This is a genomic window from Streptomyces sp. SM10, assembly GCF_002910915.1.
Lineage (GTDB): Bacteria > Actinomycetota > Actinomycetes > Streptomycetales > Streptomycetaceae > Streptomyces.
On the sequence record NZ_NEUF01000154.1, the window covers coordinates 1 to 17,806 of the forward strand.

At 70.8% G+C, this 17,806-nt stretch carries 12 protein-coding genes; all 12 read right to left on the reverse strand.

All coding sequences use genetic code 11. The features are described 5' to 3' along the window. Window positions 1-337 (reverse strand): hypothetical protein (locus B9S57_RS24390; protein ID WP_146057802.1); only part of this gene is annotated, 337 nt, incomplete at its 3' end. After that, window positions 334-1,638 (reverse strand): pitrilysin family protein, encoded by a 1,305-nt coding sequence (locus tag B9S57_RS24395; RefSeq protein WP_103517750.1) that lies wholly within the window; start codon window positions 1,636-1,638, stop codon window positions 334-336. The genes B9S57_RS24390 and B9S57_RS24395, both read right to left, overlap by 4 nt. Next, window positions 1,635-2,159, reverse strand: a complete 525-nt coding sequence (locus B9S57_RS24400) for a GNAT family N-acetyltransferase (RefSeq protein WP_103517751.1) — start codon at window positions 2,157-2,159, stop codon at window positions 1,635-1,637. The genes B9S57_RS24395 and B9S57_RS24400 overlap by 4 nt, the downstream gene beginning before the upstream one ends. Next, window positions 2,156-3,109 carry an aminoglycoside N(3)-acetyltransferase gene (locus tag B9S57_RS24405; protein WP_181011453.1) on the reverse strand — a complete coding sequence of 318 codons (954 nt, stop codon included), beginning with the start codon at window positions 3,107-3,109 and terminating at the stop codon, window positions 2,156-2,158. Before B9S57_RS24405 ends, B9S57_RS24400 begins: the two co-directional genes overlap by 4 nt. Next, entirely contained in the window at window positions 3,106-5,097 is a 1,992-nt protein-coding gene (locus B9S57_RS36280) for a S9 family peptidase (protein ID WP_103517753.1), read from the reverse strand. Before B9S57_RS36280 ends, B9S57_RS24405 begins: the two co-directional genes overlap by 4 nt. Further along, window positions 5,097-6,365, reverse strand: coding sequence for a TfuA-like protein (locus B9S57_RS24415; protein WP_103517754.1), 1,269 nt, complete (start codon window positions 6,363-6,365; stop codon window positions 5,097-5,099). The genes B9S57_RS36280 and B9S57_RS24415 overlap by 1 nt, the downstream gene beginning before the upstream one ends. Continuing rightward, on the reverse strand, window positions 6,362-7,519 hold the full coding sequence (locus B9S57_RS24420; protein ID WP_103517755.1) for a YcaO-like family protein: 1,158 nt from the start codon (window positions 7,517-7,519) through the stop codon (window positions 6,362-6,364). The genes B9S57_RS24415 and B9S57_RS24420 overlap by 4 nt, the downstream gene beginning before the upstream one ends. Before the next feature lie 20 nt (window positions 7,520-7,539). Further along, window positions 7,540-8,466 carry a JmjC domain-containing protein gene (locus B9S57_RS24425; protein ID WP_103517756.1) on the reverse strand — a complete coding sequence of 309 codons (927 nt, stop codon included), beginning with the start codon at window positions 8,464-8,466 and terminating at the stop codon, window positions 7,540-7,542. Next, window positions 8,466-9,332, reverse strand: coding sequence for a JmjC domain-containing protein (locus B9S57_RS24430; RefSeq protein ID WP_103517757.1), 867 nt, complete (start codon window positions 9,330-9,332; stop codon window positions 8,466-8,468). Before B9S57_RS24430 ends, B9S57_RS24425 begins: the two co-directional genes overlap by 1 nt. Window positions 9,333-9,408: 76 nt before the next feature. Then, window positions 9,409-9,582 carry a hypothetical protein gene (locus tag B9S57_RS34600; protein WP_018550653.1) on the reverse strand — a complete coding sequence of 58 codons (174 nt, stop codon included), beginning with the start codon at window positions 9,580-9,582 and terminating at the stop codon, window positions 9,409-9,411. 210 nt (window positions 9,583-9,792) lie between these two features. After that, the gene (locus tag B9S57_RS24435; RefSeq protein WP_103517758.1) at window positions 9,793-13,692 is read right to left on the reverse strand and encodes a DNA-directed RNA polymerase subunit beta'; all 3,900 of its coding nucleotides are present in this window, start codon (window positions 13,690-13,692) and stop codon (window positions 9,793-9,795) included. 129 nt (window positions 13,693-13,821) lie between these two features. Next, complete coding sequence (gene rpoB / locus B9S57_RS24440) at window positions 13,822-17,307, reverse strand: DNA-directed RNA polymerase subunit beta (protein WP_103517759.1); 3,486 nt, start codon at window positions 17,305-17,307, stop codon at window positions 13,822-13,824. Between the last annotated feature and the right edge of the window lie 499 nt (window positions 17,308-17,806).

Below are 17,806 nucleotides of genomic sequence, written 5' to 3' on the forward strand. Positions count from 1 at the left end.
CGAGGGTGTCGGCGACCCGGCCGCAGACCTCGGCCAGATCGTCCCGGAAGGTGCGCAGCGCGATCACCAGCCGGTCACCGCGCGCCTCGGTCCGGATCACCGCCAGCGCCCCCGCGGCCTCTTCGAGCGCGGCCCCGACCACCTCGGCCGCGACCTTCGTGCGGGTGGTGTGTGCCGAGGGGGCCGGTGCGAGCGGAAGCAGCAGGCGGGCCTCCGCGAGCCCACCGGTCCCCGGCCGGGCGACGGCGACCGCCGTGCCGCGCGGGCCGGCCTCGTCCAGATGCTCCGGCGGCGCGAAGTGCGGTTCGGGCAGGACCGGCGGGGCGGGTGCGTTCATCGGGCGGCTCCTGACGGCACCGGGCCGGCGGGCAGGCCGGCCGGGACGGGAAGGCTGGTGATCCGGGCGCCCGGACCGTTCGCGTAACGGCCCGCCCACCGGGCCACGTCCTCGTCAGGCACCGCGCGCAGCGCGCCGGGCAGCCCGGCCAGGTGGTGCGGGTCGCCGTGGACGGCCGCGCCGACGGCGAGCCAGGAGGCACGGCTGGTCACGGAGTCCAGTTCCGCGTGCAGGTGCAGCGCGGTCTGCCGGCGGATGACGGCGAGCGGCTCCGCGACCTCGGCCCGTCCGTCGGCGATGCGGCCGAGCAGCCGGCGCAGGCACGCCTCCGCCTCGTCGGGCGAGGCGTCCGCCGGGTGCGGGAAGTCGACGGAGAACAGGGTGTCGTGGGCGACGTCGAAGGGGTTGCCGGTGCGGCTCACCCGGGCCCGGAACTCCCCCCAGGTGCGGTCGGCGGGGGTGTGGCAGTCGCAGCGGTCCCCTTGTGTCTCCACGAGTTCGCTGAGCAGCACCGTCGCCAGGTGGCCCGAAGGGTCGGCCGAGGGGGAGGGGCTGCGGAAGCCGCAGACGGTACGGCCCGCCGGGGCCACCCGGTCGGCGCGTTCCCGACGCCGCGGAGCGGTCGACGGCCCCTCCTCGACGGGGGCCCGGCGCCAGGTGGGCCGGGCGGGCAGCGTGCCCAGCGTCCGGGCGACGAGCTCCCGCGCCCGGTCCGGGTCGAAGTCGCCGGCCAGCACCAGATGGACGTTCTCCGGGGCGTACGAGCGGTCGAAGAAGGCACTGAGCGTGTCGGGGTCCAGCCCGCCCAGCGCCTCGGCGTCACCGTAACCGTTGTGCCGGTTCTCCCACGAGTCGTGCAGCAGGTCCGGCAGGTCGAACAGGACCAGCCCGCCGTGCGGCCGCTGGAGGATGTTGCGGCGGATCTCGGCCAGCACCACGTCCTTCTGCGCGGCGACGTGGGCCGCGGACAGGTCGGGATCGGCCAGCCGGTCGTGCTCGATGCGCAGCCCGATCTCCAGCCCGTCCGCAGGCAGCACCGAGGTGAACTGGGTGTAGTCGGCGGCCGTCCGCGCGTTCATGGTGCCGCCCATCGCGAGAACTGCGTCGGTCAGCGGGCGGCTGCTGGACGCGCCCTGGACCAGGACGTGTTCGAGGAGGTGCGCGGCGCCCGCGACCGGCTCGTTGCGGAAGCCGGTGCCCACGTGCAGGCAGACCGCGACGACGTGGGTGCCGGGCAGTGGCTCCAGCAGGACCCGCAACCCGTTGTCGAGCCGCAGGGGCCCGGGTATCGGTCCGGTCATCGCGGCTCCTCCCCGCGCAGAGCGGCGTACAGCACCTGGTCGTGCCAGGCGCCGGCCCGCCACTGGGCCCGGCGCAGGACGCCCTCACGGACGAACCCGGACTTTTCCAGGGCGCGTTGTTCGGCGATGTTGGCGTGGTCGGTCCACGCCTGGACGCGCTCGGCGCGCGTGTGGCCGAAGAGGTACGCCAGAAGCCGGCGCTGGGCCTCGGTGCCGATGCCCCGCCCGCGCATCGAGGGGAACAGCCCGATGCCCACCGTCCAGCAGGACGACGTGTCCGGCCGTCCCCAGGAAGAGCGGAACCACTCGATCCGTCCCGCCGTCTCCCCGTCGGCCGCCACGCTCAGCATGCCTCCGTCGGGGCCCAGCAGCCCGTCCTCGGGGAGCCGGCGGCGCAGCCCGACGGCCGGGGTGAAGCCGAACCACTGGTAGGGGCCGGTCCCCTCCTCGGTGGCGAACTCCCGCTCGAAGAGGCCGAGGTCGGCGTCGGTGACGGGCCGGAGGCAGACTTCATGGGTCACGTGGTGCTCCTGGTGGTGGGTGTTTCCTCGTACACGCGCTCCTCGTACACGCGCTCCTCGTCGGCCCGGTCCGCGAGCAGCACGGGGAGGGGGCCGTCCGCGTCGACGACGTCGCGCCAGCCGGGCGGCGCGACCCCGCGCCGCAGGTCGCGGTGGGCGAGCATGCGGCGCGCCGCGAAGCGCACCAGCGGCCGGACCGGCACCGCACGGCAGACCGCGTCGCCGACGCGCACCGCGCGCACCGGACCGCCGGCCTCTTCGTACGCCGCCCCGACCGCCGGGAAGTCGCCCTCCCAGACGAGGAGTTCAGGTACGTCATACCAGTCGGTCGCGCCGTCCGCCCCGGCGCGGGGCAGCGCCCAGCGGCCGGCTCTGCGTCCCGGGTAGGCGACCTGGTACTCGGCGAGGTGCAGGGCGGTGCAGCGGTCCCACCCCGTCCCCAGCATCAGGACGGTCGCGTCGAGGTCCCACAGGCGGCCCAGCGGGCCCTGCGCGGAGAACCGCCAGGCGTCGGGATGGCTGCCGACGACGGTGGCGGCGAGCGGCCCCTCGGCCGCGAACGACACGTGCGGGTGCGAGGACCGCAGGGCGCCCGGCAGCGACCGCACCAGGTCCGGCACCGCGCCGACGGTCCGCGCCACCGGAGTGCGCAGCGGGTCGTACACGGGCATCTCGGCGGCCACGCCGGAGTGCGGGGCCAGGTCGCGGCGGAGCCAGGTCGAGGGGTGGCAGAGCTGCGGGGTGAAGGCGGGCACCACGAGGGTGCCGTCCGGCCCGAGGGCGTCCCGCAGGGCGAGGTGGACGGTCTGCGCGCCGCCGGCCACGTAGCCGAAGGAGCGCAGCGACGTGTGGACCAGGACCACGCTTCCGGGACCGACGCCGAGGGTCCGCAGTCCCCGGGCGATACCGCCGCGCGTCACGACCGGGCGGGCCGGCCCCGGGCCGGTCACCACCGGCCCTCCCCCGCGTCGGTCCCGGCGTCCGTCCGCGCGTCCGTCCCGTCGCCGGGCGGCCGGAACTCGTCGGCGCAGGCGGTCAGCGCCCACCGGTACCAGGCGCGGATGTTGCCCGGCCGGCTCAGCGGGTGGGCCTCCGTCGGGAAGAACGCCACCTCGCTGCGGGCGCCCTCGCTGAGCAGCGACCGGTGGGCGCGCAGGGTCTCGGTGGGCGGCACCAGTCCGTCGTGGACGCCGTGCGAGAGCAGCACCCGGGTGCCGGGAAGCACCGGGCGGCGGGGAAGGCTCTGCGCGAGGTAGTCGGCCTCGCGCGCCATCAGGTCGCCGTACTCGCGCACCCACTGCCAGCCGACGTCGCTGCCGGCGGCCACCTGGACGAAGTCGAGCGGCGCGGCGTGCGCCGCCACCAGCCGGGGGCGCAGTTCCGCCGCCGTGGCCAGCGCCAGATAGCCGCCGAAGCTGCCTCCCATCAGGGCGAGGTCGGTGGCCTCCAGGCCGGCCTCGGCCCGGAGCATGCGGACCTGTTCGGCGGCGGCCGCGGCGATGCCGGTTCGCCAGGCGCGCCAGCCCGCGCCGACGGCGGCCGAGTATCCGAGGCTCATGGGCGGTTCGACCAGGGCCACCGCGTAGCCGTGCGCGACGAACGGCCAGGGGTTCCACCGCCAGGACCACTCCGTCCAGCTCTTGAAGGGGCCGCCGTGGAAGAAGACCACGGTGCCCCGCGCCGGCCGGTCGTCGGGCAGACAGAGCCAGCTCGCCAGCGGACCGCCCACGTCCTTCACCCGCTGGGTGCGGTGGGCCGCCCGGCCCGGCAGCGCCGGCAGCCGGGTCGTCTCCACCCGTTCGGCGTCCCCCGTGCGCAGGTCCACGACGTCGAGGGCCGGCGGCACGTCCGGCGCGGAGACCAGCACGGCCGCCGACCCGTCCTGTACCCGCAGGTGGAGGACGGAGCCCCGGACCGGCACGGACGTCCAGCCGCCGCCGTCCGGGTCGTGCACGTGGACGGACCGGCGCGGACCGTCCTCGGCCGTGCAGACGAGCCGACCGGAGCGGGTCCAGCCGGCCGGCCGCTGCCACAGACCGTCCGGCGCGGGCAGCCTCCGCAACTCGCCCGTGTCGCCGTCCAGCACGCAGGCGATCTGCGCGGGCGGCTCGCCGCCGGACGGGACCGTGGTGCCCAGGTAGGCGACGGAGCGGGCGCGAGGGTGTTGGACCGGATAGCACAGGTCCAGCCCCTCGAAATCGAGCGGACGCCCGTGCGGCGGCCCCACCCCGTCGACGGTGACCGCGAGCAGTGAGAAGCGGCGCACCCCGCCGGGCGACTGCGCGCACATCCCGAGCAGCAGCGTCCCGGACCCGGCCCAGGCCACTTCGCCGGTGAGCTGCCGGCCCGCCGGCACGTCGATCGGCACCTCGCGCGGCTCCTCCTCGACGCCGGTCGCCAGCAGCAGGACGCGCCAGGCGTCGAGGGGGCGGCGGGCGGCGCCGAGGGAGAGGTCAGAACCGTCGGACCAGACCGCGTCGGATCCGGCGAACAGGCCGCGCGGATGGCGGGCGGAGGCGTCGGCGACGCCGACGACGCAGGCCACGTCGGCGGTCCCGGGCCGGTCGGCGAGGCCCAGCACGCGCCCGGAGGTGTGGTGCAGCACCCGCTCCGGCCCTTCGGCACGGCGCAGCACGACGCTCTGTCCCTGCCGGCGCCGTACGCACACGAATCCGCCCGGCACCCGGACCGCCTCGTCGGCGTACGGCATCGTCCACACAGGGCGCCAGGCGCGTGCGGCGTCCCGCGCGTAGCAGACCAGGGTGGGGACCAGTGCGTTGTCCGGGACCGGCGCCGAGACGCCGAGCAGCACCTCGTCGCCGCCGAACGCGGCGACCTGTCCAGCCCGCGGTTCGAGGACCAGTTCCTCCACGTACCGCATGGCCGTCCCGAAGGGGGTCTCCCCGGCGGGGACCCTCTCGGCGGTGGGGGCGCTCATCAGGCCGCCGTCCTGGCGAGGCGGTCGACCAGTTCCAGATCGAAGACCCGGGCCAGCCGGGCGGCCTCGGTCCCGTCCCGGAACCCGCGCTCCAGGACGCACAGCCGGTACTCGTGGTCGTCGCGCGCCTGCCACAGGTCGCGCAGCACCCGGTGGCAGCGCTCGGTGGGCACGGGCGGGCTGCCCGCCGGCGGCAGCAGGCGCAGGCACCACTGCTCGACCTCTGCGGTCGAACCGTCGGCCAACGCCTCGGGCGGCAGGTCGTGGTAGACCAGTCGGCCCGGCGGCAGCCGGAAGGTGCGGGCCAGCAGCCGCTCGTCCGCCGTCCAGCCGACGGTGGCCGCCGTCGACCGGGCCAGCAGGGCTTCGGGGCGCGGGGCCGGCGGGAAGCCCGCGGCGGCCAGCACCCGCCCGGCGTCCGCACCCGGTCCGGGACCGGTGGCGGCCAGCCGCAGGGCGTAGGCGAGGTGCCGATCGGGGAAGTCGGCCGCGAACAACTGCAGGCAGGCCAGCGCGATCCGGGCCGTCACGCGGGAGCCGGACGTCAGCGGCCGGTGGTCGAACTCCCCCTCACGGCCGTACGAGCTGCGCCAGACGGACGCCGCAGGGACGGAGACGGCCTCGGGGGCGTCGCCGGCGGCCAGCGCGAGCAGGGCGTCCTGCTTCTTCACGTCACCGTGGACGTCGATCTCGGCGAGCACCGCCGCCACCGCCTCGCGTGCGTCCCCCGCCCGGTGCAGCAGCGCACGGGGAGAACGCTCGGTGAAGTGCAGTGCCGCCGCCGCCCGTTCGGCCTCCGCCGCGGCCCGCTCGTCCAGCTTCCCGGCGGCCAGGAGTGTTCCCGCCGCGTGCCGCACCGCGACCAGCGGCAGGGTCAGCCCGCGCGCGGCCGTACCGTCCTCCTCGCCGTCGTCCACGTGCAGCAGCGCGACGTCGGAGTCCGCGACGAGCCGCCCGTCGCGCGCCTGCTCGTAGACGTGGCCGATGCCCCGCATGCCGAAGCCGTCCAGCTCCGCGGCGCGGAGCGCGCCCAGGCTGGCAGCGCCGGTGACGTGCACCCCGCGGGCGAGCTGGGCCAGGATCTCCTTGTGCCTGATCGGGGCGAAGTGCTGGTAGACGCCGTCCACGATCAGGATCCGGTCTCCGGGGCGCGCGTCGAGCGCGTACAGGTCGCCGTGCCGGACCGGCGGCAGATAGGTGCACCCGTGGTCGGGGCGTTCGGACGGGGGCAGCGTCGGGCCCACGAACGCGAAGCGGCGGGACGTCACACAAAACTCCTGCTCGTGAGTTCCTGCGGGCGCGGATGCTCCAGGGTCAGGCCGAGGCCGGGGGCGAAGACCTGGACCACGGGTGGCCAGGGCGCCTCCGGCGGGGTCAGGTCCACGGCGAGCACGGGCCTGCCGGTGGTCGCTCGGACCGCCTCCACCACGCCGTCCAGGACCTCGTCCAGCGGCCGCGGGGGCGGTTCGTCGAGCGGCAGCGCCTCCGGTTCACCGGTCGGTCTCAGCGGTGGCCGGGTGGCGGGCCCGGACCGGCGGAAGGTCCAGTCGGGGATGTCGTCGCGGGCGCCGCTGATGGTGGAGCCACGGCTCTGCACCGCCTCCATCAGGGCCCGTTCGGCCGCGATGGCGGCCACGGTGTGGCAGCCGGAGCCGCCGAAGACCTGCCACATCTCCGGCTGGATCAGCCAGCAGGTGTACGTCCACGTGCCAGGTACGGACTCGATCCGCTCCAGCACGATCTCGGCGCCGGTCGCCCGCACCCGCTCCACCACCGGGCCGAGCCGGTCCCCCAGCCCGTCCGGGTCCACCCGGACCGCGCCGCCCGGTGCGAGCCGGGCGAGGGAGTCGCGCTCGACCAGTTCCAGCAGCCCGTGCAGGGCCGCCTCCACGTGGTCGTTGCCGCCCGCCAGCCCGTTGGTGGTGGTCACGAACAGCGGCGGCTGCCAGCCGTCCGCCGCCCAGCCGCGCAGGCCGACGGCAGCCGCCGGCACCGGGGCCGCCCGGCCGGACACCAGATCCCAGCCCTCGGTCCACTCCAGCGCCGTCCGGTCGTCCGCCAACGAGACCGGGTGCAGGGACATTTCGCGTACGCCGTAGCCGGGATCGACCCCGGTCGCCGGGCCGCGGTGGACGACCGACGGGCGTACCTCCTCCGCCGCCGCCACCTCCAGTGACTCCACGACCGCGGAGATACGCGCGGCGCAGTGCGTGAGGCCCTTGCCCGCGCTCGCCACCAGGGTCGCCGCCGCCGGCCGGATCGCCGACCACACCGGGACCCCGAGCACGTCGAGGTCGGTGAGATCGGCGACCCGCGTCACCCCGCGCCCGGGGAGCAGGGGGGCGAGCCGCGCCCACGTCTCCTCCGGTTCGACGCCGCGCAGCGTCCCGCGGGTGGTGACCGGCGGTGCCCCGCCGGTCATCCAGGGAGCGTGCGCAGGGCTCACCTGTGTTCCCTGCGCAGCTTCACCGCCGCGTCGCGCACGCGCCGCTCGTCGGCCTCCGCGAGATGGCCCAGCAGTGCCTTGCGGACCGTCTCGACTCGCTCGTCGAGGCTCCGGGTGTGGTGGTCGCGCTCGATCTCGGCGAAGGCTTCACTGCCCATGAAGGACGCCAGGAAGACACTGGCGAGGTTCTCCGCTGTGGGCTCCTCGACGGTGATCGCGATGTGGATCGAGTTGCCCTCCCGCGCCGTCGCGCAGTGCGGGGTGCCGTGCGGCATGTAGAGCACGTCGCCGGGGCGCAGCGTGGTCTCGATCCGCTGGTCGTCGGCGATCACGCCCTCGTGCAGCACGGAGTCGCTGGTGGATCCGGGGTGGATCCGGCCGAACGTCCAGTCCTTGACCCCGGCGATCTGGAGGACGAAGACGTGCGCGCCGTCGTAGTGCGCCTGCATCGCCGTCTTGCCGGGCGGGCTGAGGAAGACGAAGGACTCCAGGCCGCCGCTGAAGTGCGGCTCCATGCCCTTGACCAGCGCCCGGATCCGGGGGTGCCAGTGCTCGGCCTGGTTGAACTTGAACGTCCCGCCCGCCTCGAAGTCGCTGCGGATCTGCTCCTCGCGGACGTAGCCCGGCAGTTCGTGCCCCACCACGCTCCGCTTGGTGGTCATGTCGCTGATCGCGGTGCGGACGCCCTCGTTGAAGGCGGTGAAGTACGGCCGCGAGAGCATCCCGCACTCGACCTCGTCCCACATCTCCCGCTCGGTGATCAGGCCGGTGAGGTCGTGCGGGGCGCGCAGCACCACGGGCTGGTTGGCCCAGTGGTCCCGGAAGAAGGCGTCGGTGTCGCCGACCAGGTGCTCCAGCAGGGTGGGGGTCCCGGCGGGGGCCTCCTCGGTCCGCGGGGCGGGGACCGGTGCCGTCGTCGTCATCAGCTGATCGCCTTTCGCATGGAGTCCAGTGCGGTGCGCGTCCAGACGCGGCCGTCCAGGTCGCCGGCCGTACGGGCGAGCGCCGCCCGTACCTCGGCGGTGCGCGCGTCCAGCGGACGCGTGTGGAAGTGGTGGACGAGGTCTTCCTGGTCCTGCAGGAAGCGCTGGAGCACCGCGTCCACCAGGTCCTCGGGCGTGGGCCCGGTCAGGGTGAAGGTCAGGTGCATCGAACCCCCGTCCAGGGCGACCGCGTCATGCGGCCAGCCGTGCGGCAGGTACAGCACGTCGCCGGGCTCCATGGTGAACACGTGGGTGGGGGCGGAGCTGTCGACGTCCAGCCCGGCCCGCGCGCCGATCTGGTCGGGCGAGGCGTGCAGGTGCCACTCCTTGCGGCCCTCCACCTGGATCGCCAGCACATGGGCCGCGTCCCGGTGCGGCAGCATGCCCTGCTGCGCCTCCGGGGTCCAGAAGATGTAGGAGTTCGCCGCGCAGTCGGTCTGCTGCTCCAGACTGCGGGCCAGATCCCGGGTGGGGCGGTGCCAGTCGGCGACCTGGTTCAGCTTCAGGCTGGCGCCCGCCGCCATGTGCCTGCGGATCGCGGGGGCGTCCGGGAAACCGCCCACCTTGTGGCCGATGACGTCACGGACCGTGGTGTACGACGAGGGCGCCGGCGCTTCGCCGCTCTTGAGCAGGGTGAAGTAGGGCCACTTGAGCAGGCTGGCGTCCAGTCGGGCCTCGATGTCTGCCGAGGACAGCAGCAGCGACGGGTCGACGGCGTTCCTCACGATGCGGTGCGAGAGGCCCCACGTCGCCTCTCCCAGGAGCTCCTCCCGCAACGAGGCGGACAGGACATTGGCTGTGCTCATGCGATCTTCCAATCCCTCTGCTCGGTGGGGCCCGGGGGCGCAGAACACCCCCGGGCCCCGTTCGACCGCGGAGCCGTCAGGCCTCGTTGATCTGGCTCATGACCATCATCGGAGCGTCCTGGGACTCGTCGTGGTGCAGGACCGACGCACGCTCCGGGTCGATGACGCCCTCGCCGGCCAGGCGGGACTCCGCCGGGTTCGCGACGAGCTCGGTGTCGTTCAGGGACTGCAGAACGTCACGCAGTGCCATATCAGCAACCTCCGTGTAGACCACTGCCGATCAGTGGCGACGGAGCAATGACCGCACACCGCGCTAAGGGGACCTCTTAGGCCGCTCTAAAGCCGCAGCTCACAGAATTTTCGGAGGGATTGGTTCCGGACTTCGGAGTCCGGGTACGCCGAAGGGCGGCCACCCCGTGCGTAACGGGGTGACCGCCCTCCGGTCGGTCGAACGACTCGCCTACTGGTTGTACGGACCGTAGTCGTAGTCCTCCAGCGGGACGGCCTGGCCGGAGCCCGTGCCGAACGGCGAGTAGTCGATGTCGTCGTAGCCGACGGCCGAGTACATCGCGGCCTTGGCTTCCTCGGTCGGCTCGACCCGGATGTTGCGGTAGCGGGACAGACCCGTACCGGCCGGGATGAGCTTACCGATGATGACGTTCTCCTTGAGGCCGATCAGGGAGTCCGACTTGGCGTTGATCGCCGCGTCGGTCAGAACCCTGGTCGTCTCCTGGAAGGACGCCGCCGACAGCCACGACTCGGTGGCGAGCGAGGCCTTGGTGATACCCATCAGCTGCGGACGGCCGGAGGCGGGGTGACCGCCCTCGGTGACCACACGACGGTTCTCGGTCTCGAACTTCGAACGCTCGACGAGCTCGCCCGGCAGCAGCTCCGCGTCGCCGGACTCGATGATCGTCACACGGCGCAGCATCTGCCGGATGATGATCTCGATGTGCTTGTCGTGGATCGACACACCCTGCGAGTTGTAGACCTTCTGGACCTCGCCGACCAGGTGGACCTGGACCGCGCGCTGACCGAGGATCCGCAGCACGTCGTGCGGGTTGGTGGCACCGACGGTGAGCTTCTGGCCCACCTCGACCGGGTCGCCCTCGCCGACCAGGAGACGGGAACGCTTGGAGATCGGGAACGCCGTCTCCTCGCTGCCGTCGTCCGGGGTGACGACGAGCTTCTTGGTCTTCTCGGTCTCCTCGATGCGGACCCGGCCCTTGGCCTCCGAGATCGGGGCGACACCCTTGGGGGTACGCGCCTCGAAGAGCTCGACGACACGGGGCAGACCCTGCGTGATGTCGTCACCGGCCACACCACCGGTGTGGAAGGTACGCATCGTCAGCTGGGTACCGGGCTCACCGATGGACTGGGCGGCGATGATGCCGACCGCCTCACCGATGTCGACCAGCTTGCCGGTGGCGAGCGAGCGTCCGTAGCAGAAGGCACAGGTGCCGACCGCGGACTCACAGGTCAGGACCGAGCGGGTCTTGACCTCCTCGACGCCGGCGCCCACGAGGGCGTCGATCAGGACGTCACCGAGGTCGACGTTGGCAGGCGCGATGACCTTGCCGTCGATGACGACGTCCTCGGCGAGCATGCGGGCGTACACCGAGGTCTCGACGTCGTCCGTCTTGCGCAGGACACCGTCGGCACCCTTGACCGCGATCTTCAGCTTGAGGCCGCGGTCGGTGCCGCAGTCCTCCTCGCGGATGATGACGTCCTGCGAGACGTCCACCAGACGACGGGTCAGGTAACCCGAGTCGGCGGTACGCAGGGCGGTGTCCGCCAGACCCTTACGGGCACCGTGCGTGGAGATGAAGTACTCCAGAACGGTGAGGCCCTCACGGAAGGACGCCTTGATGGGACGGGGAATCGTCTCGTTCTTGGCGTTCGACACCAGACCACGCATACCCGCGATCTGACGCATCTGCATCATGTTTCCTCGGGCACCCGAGTCGACCATCATGAAGATGGGGTTCGTCTTCGGGAAGTTCGCGTTCATCGCCTCGGCAACCTCGTTGGTCGCCTTGGTCCAGATCGCGATGAGCTCCTGCGTGCGCTCGTCCTTGGTGATGAGACCGCGCTCGTACTGCTTCTGGACCTTCTCGTCCTGCTCCTCGTAACCCCTGACGATGGCCTTCTTGGCCTCGGGGACGACGACGTCGGAGATGGCCACGGTCACACCGGAACGGGTCGCCCAGTGGAAACCGGCCGCCTTCAGGTTGTCGAGCGTCGCCGCCACGATGACCTTGGGGTAGCGCTCGGCCAGGTCGTTGACGATCTCGGAGAGCTGCTTCTTGCCCACCGAGTAGTCGACGAACGGGTAGTCCTCGGGCAGCAGCTCGTTGAAGAGCGCGCGGCCCAGGCTCGTACGCAGACGGAAGGTGTCACCCGGCTGGTACTCGGGCTCGCCCTCCTCGGCGACCGGCGGCACCCAGCCACGCGGCGGCATGGTGCCGACCGGGAAGCGGATGTCGACCTTCGCCTGGAGCGAGAGCTCGCGGGCGTCGAAGGCCATGGTTGCCTCGGCCGTGGAGCCGAACGCACGGTCCGTGCCCTTGACGTTGCGGCCCTCTTCGTCCGTGGTGAGGAAGAAGAGGCCCAGCACCATGTCCTGGGTCGGCATCGTGACGGGGCGGCCGTCGGCCGGCTTCAGGATGTTGTTCGAGGACAGCATCAGGATGCGGGCCTCGGCCTGCGCCTCCGCGGAGAGCGGCAGGTGCACGGCCATCTGGTCACCGTCGAAGTCCGCGTTGAACGCGGTGCAGACGAGCGGGTGGATCTGGATGGCCTTGCCCTCGACCAACTGCGGCTCGAAGGCCTGGATGCCGAGGCGGTGCAGGGTGGGCGCACGGTTCAGCAGCACCGGGTGCTCGGCGATGACCTCTTCGAGGACGTCGTACACGACGGTGCGGCCACGCTCGACCATGCGCTTGGCCGACTTGATGTTCTGCGCGTGGTTCAGGTCCACCAGGCGCTTCATCACGAACGGCTTGAAGAGCTCCAGAGCCATCGCCTTCGGCAGACCGCACTGGTGCAGCTTGAGCTGCGGACCGACGACGATCACGGAACGCGCGGAGTAGTCCACGCGCTTGCCGAGGAGGTTCTGACGGAAACGACCCTGCTTGCCCTTCAGCATGTCGCTGAGGGACTTCAGGGGACGGTTACCGGGACCGGTGACCGGGCGACCACGACGACCGTTGTCGAAGAGGGCGTCCACGGCCTCCTGGAGCATGCGCTTCTCGTTGTTCACGATGATCTCGGGGGCACCGAGGTCGAGAAGGCGCTTCAGGCGGTTGTTGCGGTTGATCACACGGCGGTACAGGTCGTTCAGGTCGGAGGTCGCGAAGCGGCCACCGTCCAGCTGCACCATCGGACGCAGGTCCGGCGGGATGACCGGCACGCAGTCGAGCACCATGCCCTTGGGCTTGTTGCTGGTCTGCAGGAACGCGGAGACGACCTTGAGGCGCTTGAGCGCACGGGTCTTCTTCTGGCCCTTGCCGGTGCGGATGATCTCGCGGAGGCGCTCGGCCTCCTCGTCGAGGTCGAAGGACTCCAGGCGCTTCTGCAGCGCGGCGGCGCCCATGCAGCCGTCGAAGTACGTGCCGAAACGGTCACGCAGCTCGCGGTAGAGCAGCTCGTCGCCCTCGAGGTCCTGGACCTTGAGGTTCTTGAAGCGGCTCCACACCTCGTCGAGACGGTCGATCTCACGCTGCGCACGGTCGCGCAGCTGCTTCATCTCACGCTCGGCACCTTCGCGCACCTTGCGGCGCACGTCGGCCTTGGCACCCTCGGCCTCGAGCTCGGCCAGGTCGGTCTCGAGCTTCTTGGCGCGGTTCTCGAGGTCCGAGTCGCGACGGTTCTCGACCTGCTGGCGCTCGACGGAGACGTGCGCCTCCAGCGACGGGAGGTCGCGGGTGCGGCGCTCCTCGTCGACGAACGTGATCATGTACGCGGCGAAGTAGATGACCTTCTCGAGGTCCTTCGGCGCGAGGTCCAGCAGGTAGCCCAGGCGCGACGGGACGCCCTTGAAGTACCAGATGTGGGTGACGGGAGCGGCAAGCTCGATGTGGCCCATGCGCTCACGGCGCACCTTGGCGCGCGTGACCTCGACGCCACAGCGCTCACAGATGATGCCCTTGAAGCGGACACGCTTGTACTTGCCGCAGTAGCACTCCCAGTCCCGGGTCGGACCGAAGATCTTCTCGCAGAAGAGTCCGTCCTTCTCGGGCTTGAGCGTGCGGTAGTTGATGGTCTCAGGCTTCTTCACTTCGCCGTGGGACCAGGTCCGGATGTCGTCCGCGGTGGCAAGGCCGATCCGCAGCTCGTCGAAGAAGTTGACGTCGAGCACTTGTCGTCAATCCCTCTTTCGGGGGTTCGAGCCCCCTCGCTTCACGCGAGAAATCGGGGCACTTCAGCAATGGTCTGAACGGGTCCGGGGAGGGCCGGCCGGATCACGTGGATCCGGCCGGGCAACCCGTCAGACCTCTTCGACGCTGCTCGGCTCGCGCCGGGACAGGTCGATACCGAGCTCCTCCGCCGCGCGGAAGACGTCCTCGTCCGTGTCGCGCATCTCGATGGACATGCCGTCCGAGGACAGCACCTCCACGTTGAGGCAGAGCGACTGCATTTCCTTGATGAGCACCTTGAAGGACTCGGGAATGCCCGGCTCGGGGATGTTCTCGCCCTTGACGATCGCCTCGTAGACCTTCACGCGGCCGGTCACGTCGTCGGACTTGATCGTCAGGAGCTCCTGGAGGGCGTATGCGGCGCCGTAAGCCTCAAGGGCCCACACCTCCATCTCACCGAATCGCTGACCACCGAACTGCGCCTTACCACCCAGCGGCTGCTGCGTGATCATGGAGTACGGGCCGGTCGAACGCGCGTGGAGCTTGTCGTCGACCAGGTGGTGCAGCTTGAGGATGTACATGTACCCGATCGAGACCGGGTCCGGGAACGGCTCGCCGGAGCGGCCGTCGAACAGGTTGGCCTTGCCCGAGGGCAGGACCAGCCGGTCGCCGTCGCGGTTCGGGATCGTGGCCTGGAAGAGGCCGGTGATCTCGTCCTCGCGCGCACCGTCGAAGACGGGGGTGGCGACGTTGGTGCCGGGGGCGACCTGGTCCGCGCCGATGGCCTGCAGGCGCTGGGCCCACTCGTCACCGAGGCCGGAGACGTCCCAGCCGCGGCTGGCGAGCCAGCCGAGGTGGATCTCCAGGACCTGTCCCGGGTTCATTCGGGACGGGACACCCAGCGGGTTGAGGATGATGTCGACCGGGGTGCCGTCCTCCAGGAACGGCATGTCCTCGATCGGGAGGATCTTCGAGATGACGCCCTTGTTGCCGTGACGGCCGGCGAGCTTGTCACCATCGGTGATCTTGCGCTTCTGCGCGACGTAGACGCGGACCAGCTGGTTCACGCCCGGCGGCAGCTCGTCGCCCTCTTCGCGGTCGAAGACGCGGACGCCGATGACCTTGCCGATCTCGCCGTGCGGGACCTTCAGCGAGGTGTCGCGCACCTCGCGCGCCTTCTCACCGAAGATCGCGCGGAGCAGGCGCTCCTCCGGGGTCAGCTCGGTCTCACCCTTGGGCGTGACCTTGCCGACGAGGATGTCGCCGGCGACGACCTCGGCACCGATACGGATGATGCCGCGCTCGTCGAGGTCGGCGAGGACCTCTTCGGAGACGTTCGGGATGTCCCGGGTGATCTCCTCCGGGCCGAGCTTGGTGTCACGGGCGTCGACCTCGTGCTCCTCGATGTGGATCGAGGAGAGGACGTCGTCCTGCACGAGGCGCTGCGACAGGATGATCGCGTCCTCGTAGTTGTGACCCTCCCACGGCATGAACGCCACGAGCAGGTTCTTGCCGAGCGCCATCTCACCGTTCTCGGTGGCGGGCCCGTCGGCGAGGACCTGGCTCTCGATCACGCGGTCGCCCTCGGAGACGACGACCTTCTGGTTGACCGAGGTGCCCTGGTTGGAGCGCGAGAACTTGGCGATGCGGTACGTGGTGTACGTGCCGTCGTCGTTCGTCACGGTGATGTAGTCCGCGGAGACCTCCTGGACCACACCCGCCTTCTCGGCCTTGAGCACGTCACCGGCGTCGGTGGCACAGCGGTACTCCATGCCGGTACCGACCAGGGGCGCCTCGCTCTTGATGAGCGGGACGGCCTGACGCATCATGTTCGCGCCCATGAGGGCACGGTTGGCGTCGTCGTGCTCGAGGAACGGGATCATCGCGGTCGCGACCGACACCATCTGGCGCGGCGAGACGTCCATGTAGTCGACGTCGTCACCGGGGATGTAGTCGATCTCCCCGCCACGGCGGCGGACCAGGACGCGGGCCTCGGTGAAGCGCATGTCCTCGGAGAGCGTCGCGTTCGCCTGGGCGATCACGAAGCGGTCCTCTTCATCGGCCGTCAGGTAGTCGACGTCGTCGGTGACGACACCGTCGACGACCTTGCGGTACGGCGTCTCGATGAAACCGAAGGGGTTGATGCGCCCGTAGGAGGCGAGCGAGCCGATCAGACCGATGTTCGGGCCTTCGGGCGTCTCGATGGGGCACATGCGGCCGTAGTGCGACGGGTGAACGTCACGGACCTCGAAGCCGGCGCGCTCACGGGACAGACCACCCGGGCCGAGGGCGTTCAGACGACGCTTGTGCGTCAGCCCCGACAGCGGGTTGTTCTGGTCCATGAACTGGGACAGCTGGCTGGTGCCGAAGAACTCCTTGATGGAGGCGACGACCGGCCGGATGTTGATCAGGGTCTGCGGCGTGATCGCCTCGACGTCCTGGGTGGTCATGCGCTCGCGCACGACACGCTCCATACGGGCGAGACCCGTGCGGACCTGGTTCTGGATCAGCTCACCGACGTTACGGATACGGCGGTTGCCGAAGTGGTCGATGTCGTCGGTCTCGACCATGATCGAACGGCCGGACTCGCCGACCGTCTCGGTCTCGCCGGCGTGCAGCTTCACCAGGTACTTGATGCTGGCGATGATGTCGTCGCTGGTGAGCACACCGGCGTCGAGCGGCTCGTCGGCGCCGAGCTTCTTGTTCACCTTGTAGCGGCCGACCTTCGCGAGGTCGTAGCGCTTCGGGTTGAAGTAGAGGTTCTCGAGCAGCGTCTGAGCGGCCTCGCGCGTGGGCGGCTCGCCCGGACGCAGCTTGCGGTAGATGTCGAGCAGCGCGTCGTCCTGGCCCTGGGTGTGGTCCTTCTCCAGGGTGGCGCGCATCGACTCGTACTCGCCGAACTCCTCGAGGATCTGCTCGGTGGTCCAGCCGAGCGCCTTCAGGAGGACGGTGACGGACTGCTTGCGCTTACGGTCGATGCGGACACCGACCATGTCGCGCTTGTCGATCTCCATCTCCAGCCAGGCACCCCGGGACGGGATGATCTTGGCGGAGAAGATGTCCTTGTCGGACGTCTTGTCGATGGAGGAGTCGAAGTAGACACCCGGCGAACGCACGAGCTGCGACACGACGACACGCTCGGTGCCGTTGATGACGAAGGTGCCCTTGTTGGTCATGAGCGGGAAGTCGCCCATGAAGACCGTCTGGGACTTGATCTCGCCGGTCTCGTTGTTGGTGAACTCGGCCGTGACGAAGAGCGGCGCGGCGAACGTGAAGTCGCGCTCCTTGCACTCGTCGATCGAGTTCTTGGGGGGCTCGAAGCGGTGGTCGCGGAACGTGAGCGACATCGACCCGGAGAAGTCCTCGATCGGCGAGATCTCCTCGAAGATCTCCTCCAGGCCGGACTTGGTGGGGACGTCTTGTCCGCTGTCCAGAGCAGCCTCGACGCGAGCCTTCCAGGCGGCGTTGCCGAGGAGCCAGTCAAAGCTCTCGGTCTGCAGCGCGAGGAGGTTCGGAACCTCGAGGGGCTCCTTGATCTTTGCAAAAGAGATGCGCAGCGGGGCGGTGCTGGCACCGTTGTTCGTATTCGAGGTCGAGGCGTTGCGCGAGGCGGCCAAGAGGGGGTCCTTCCGAGGGCTCGGACTCACTACGCGCGTACCGGCCCCAAGCCGCACACAGAGACAGGAATCCCAAGGTGAGGGAAGGTCCGGTCATCGGTGCTAGGCGTGGGCATGCCCCTGGTGACGGGCAGGAGGCAGCTAACAGGCAGCGCAAAGGGTCAGTGTAGCCAAGCGGCACACTGATGTCCAGTCGGGGTTCTCAGAGACCCACGTTGCTCTCAACAGCTGTTCTCAACACCTATGAATAGCCCTCGCGCGGTGTGCGCTCTTCTTTACTGCCCTCTTCGCTCTCGATCCATGCCTCGGATACGGATCGAGATGACGACGCGTCCTGAGAATTGCGCGCCGCGTGCGGTTCGTCAAGGCCCCCAGGGCCCCGGCGGACGACCGGCGATCTTCACCTGCGCCCGGAGGACGCCTGTTGACGCCTCGCGGCGCCCCGGAGAAACGCACGGCGAAGATCACCCTACTCGCCGCGCGCCGAAGTTCAAGGCAG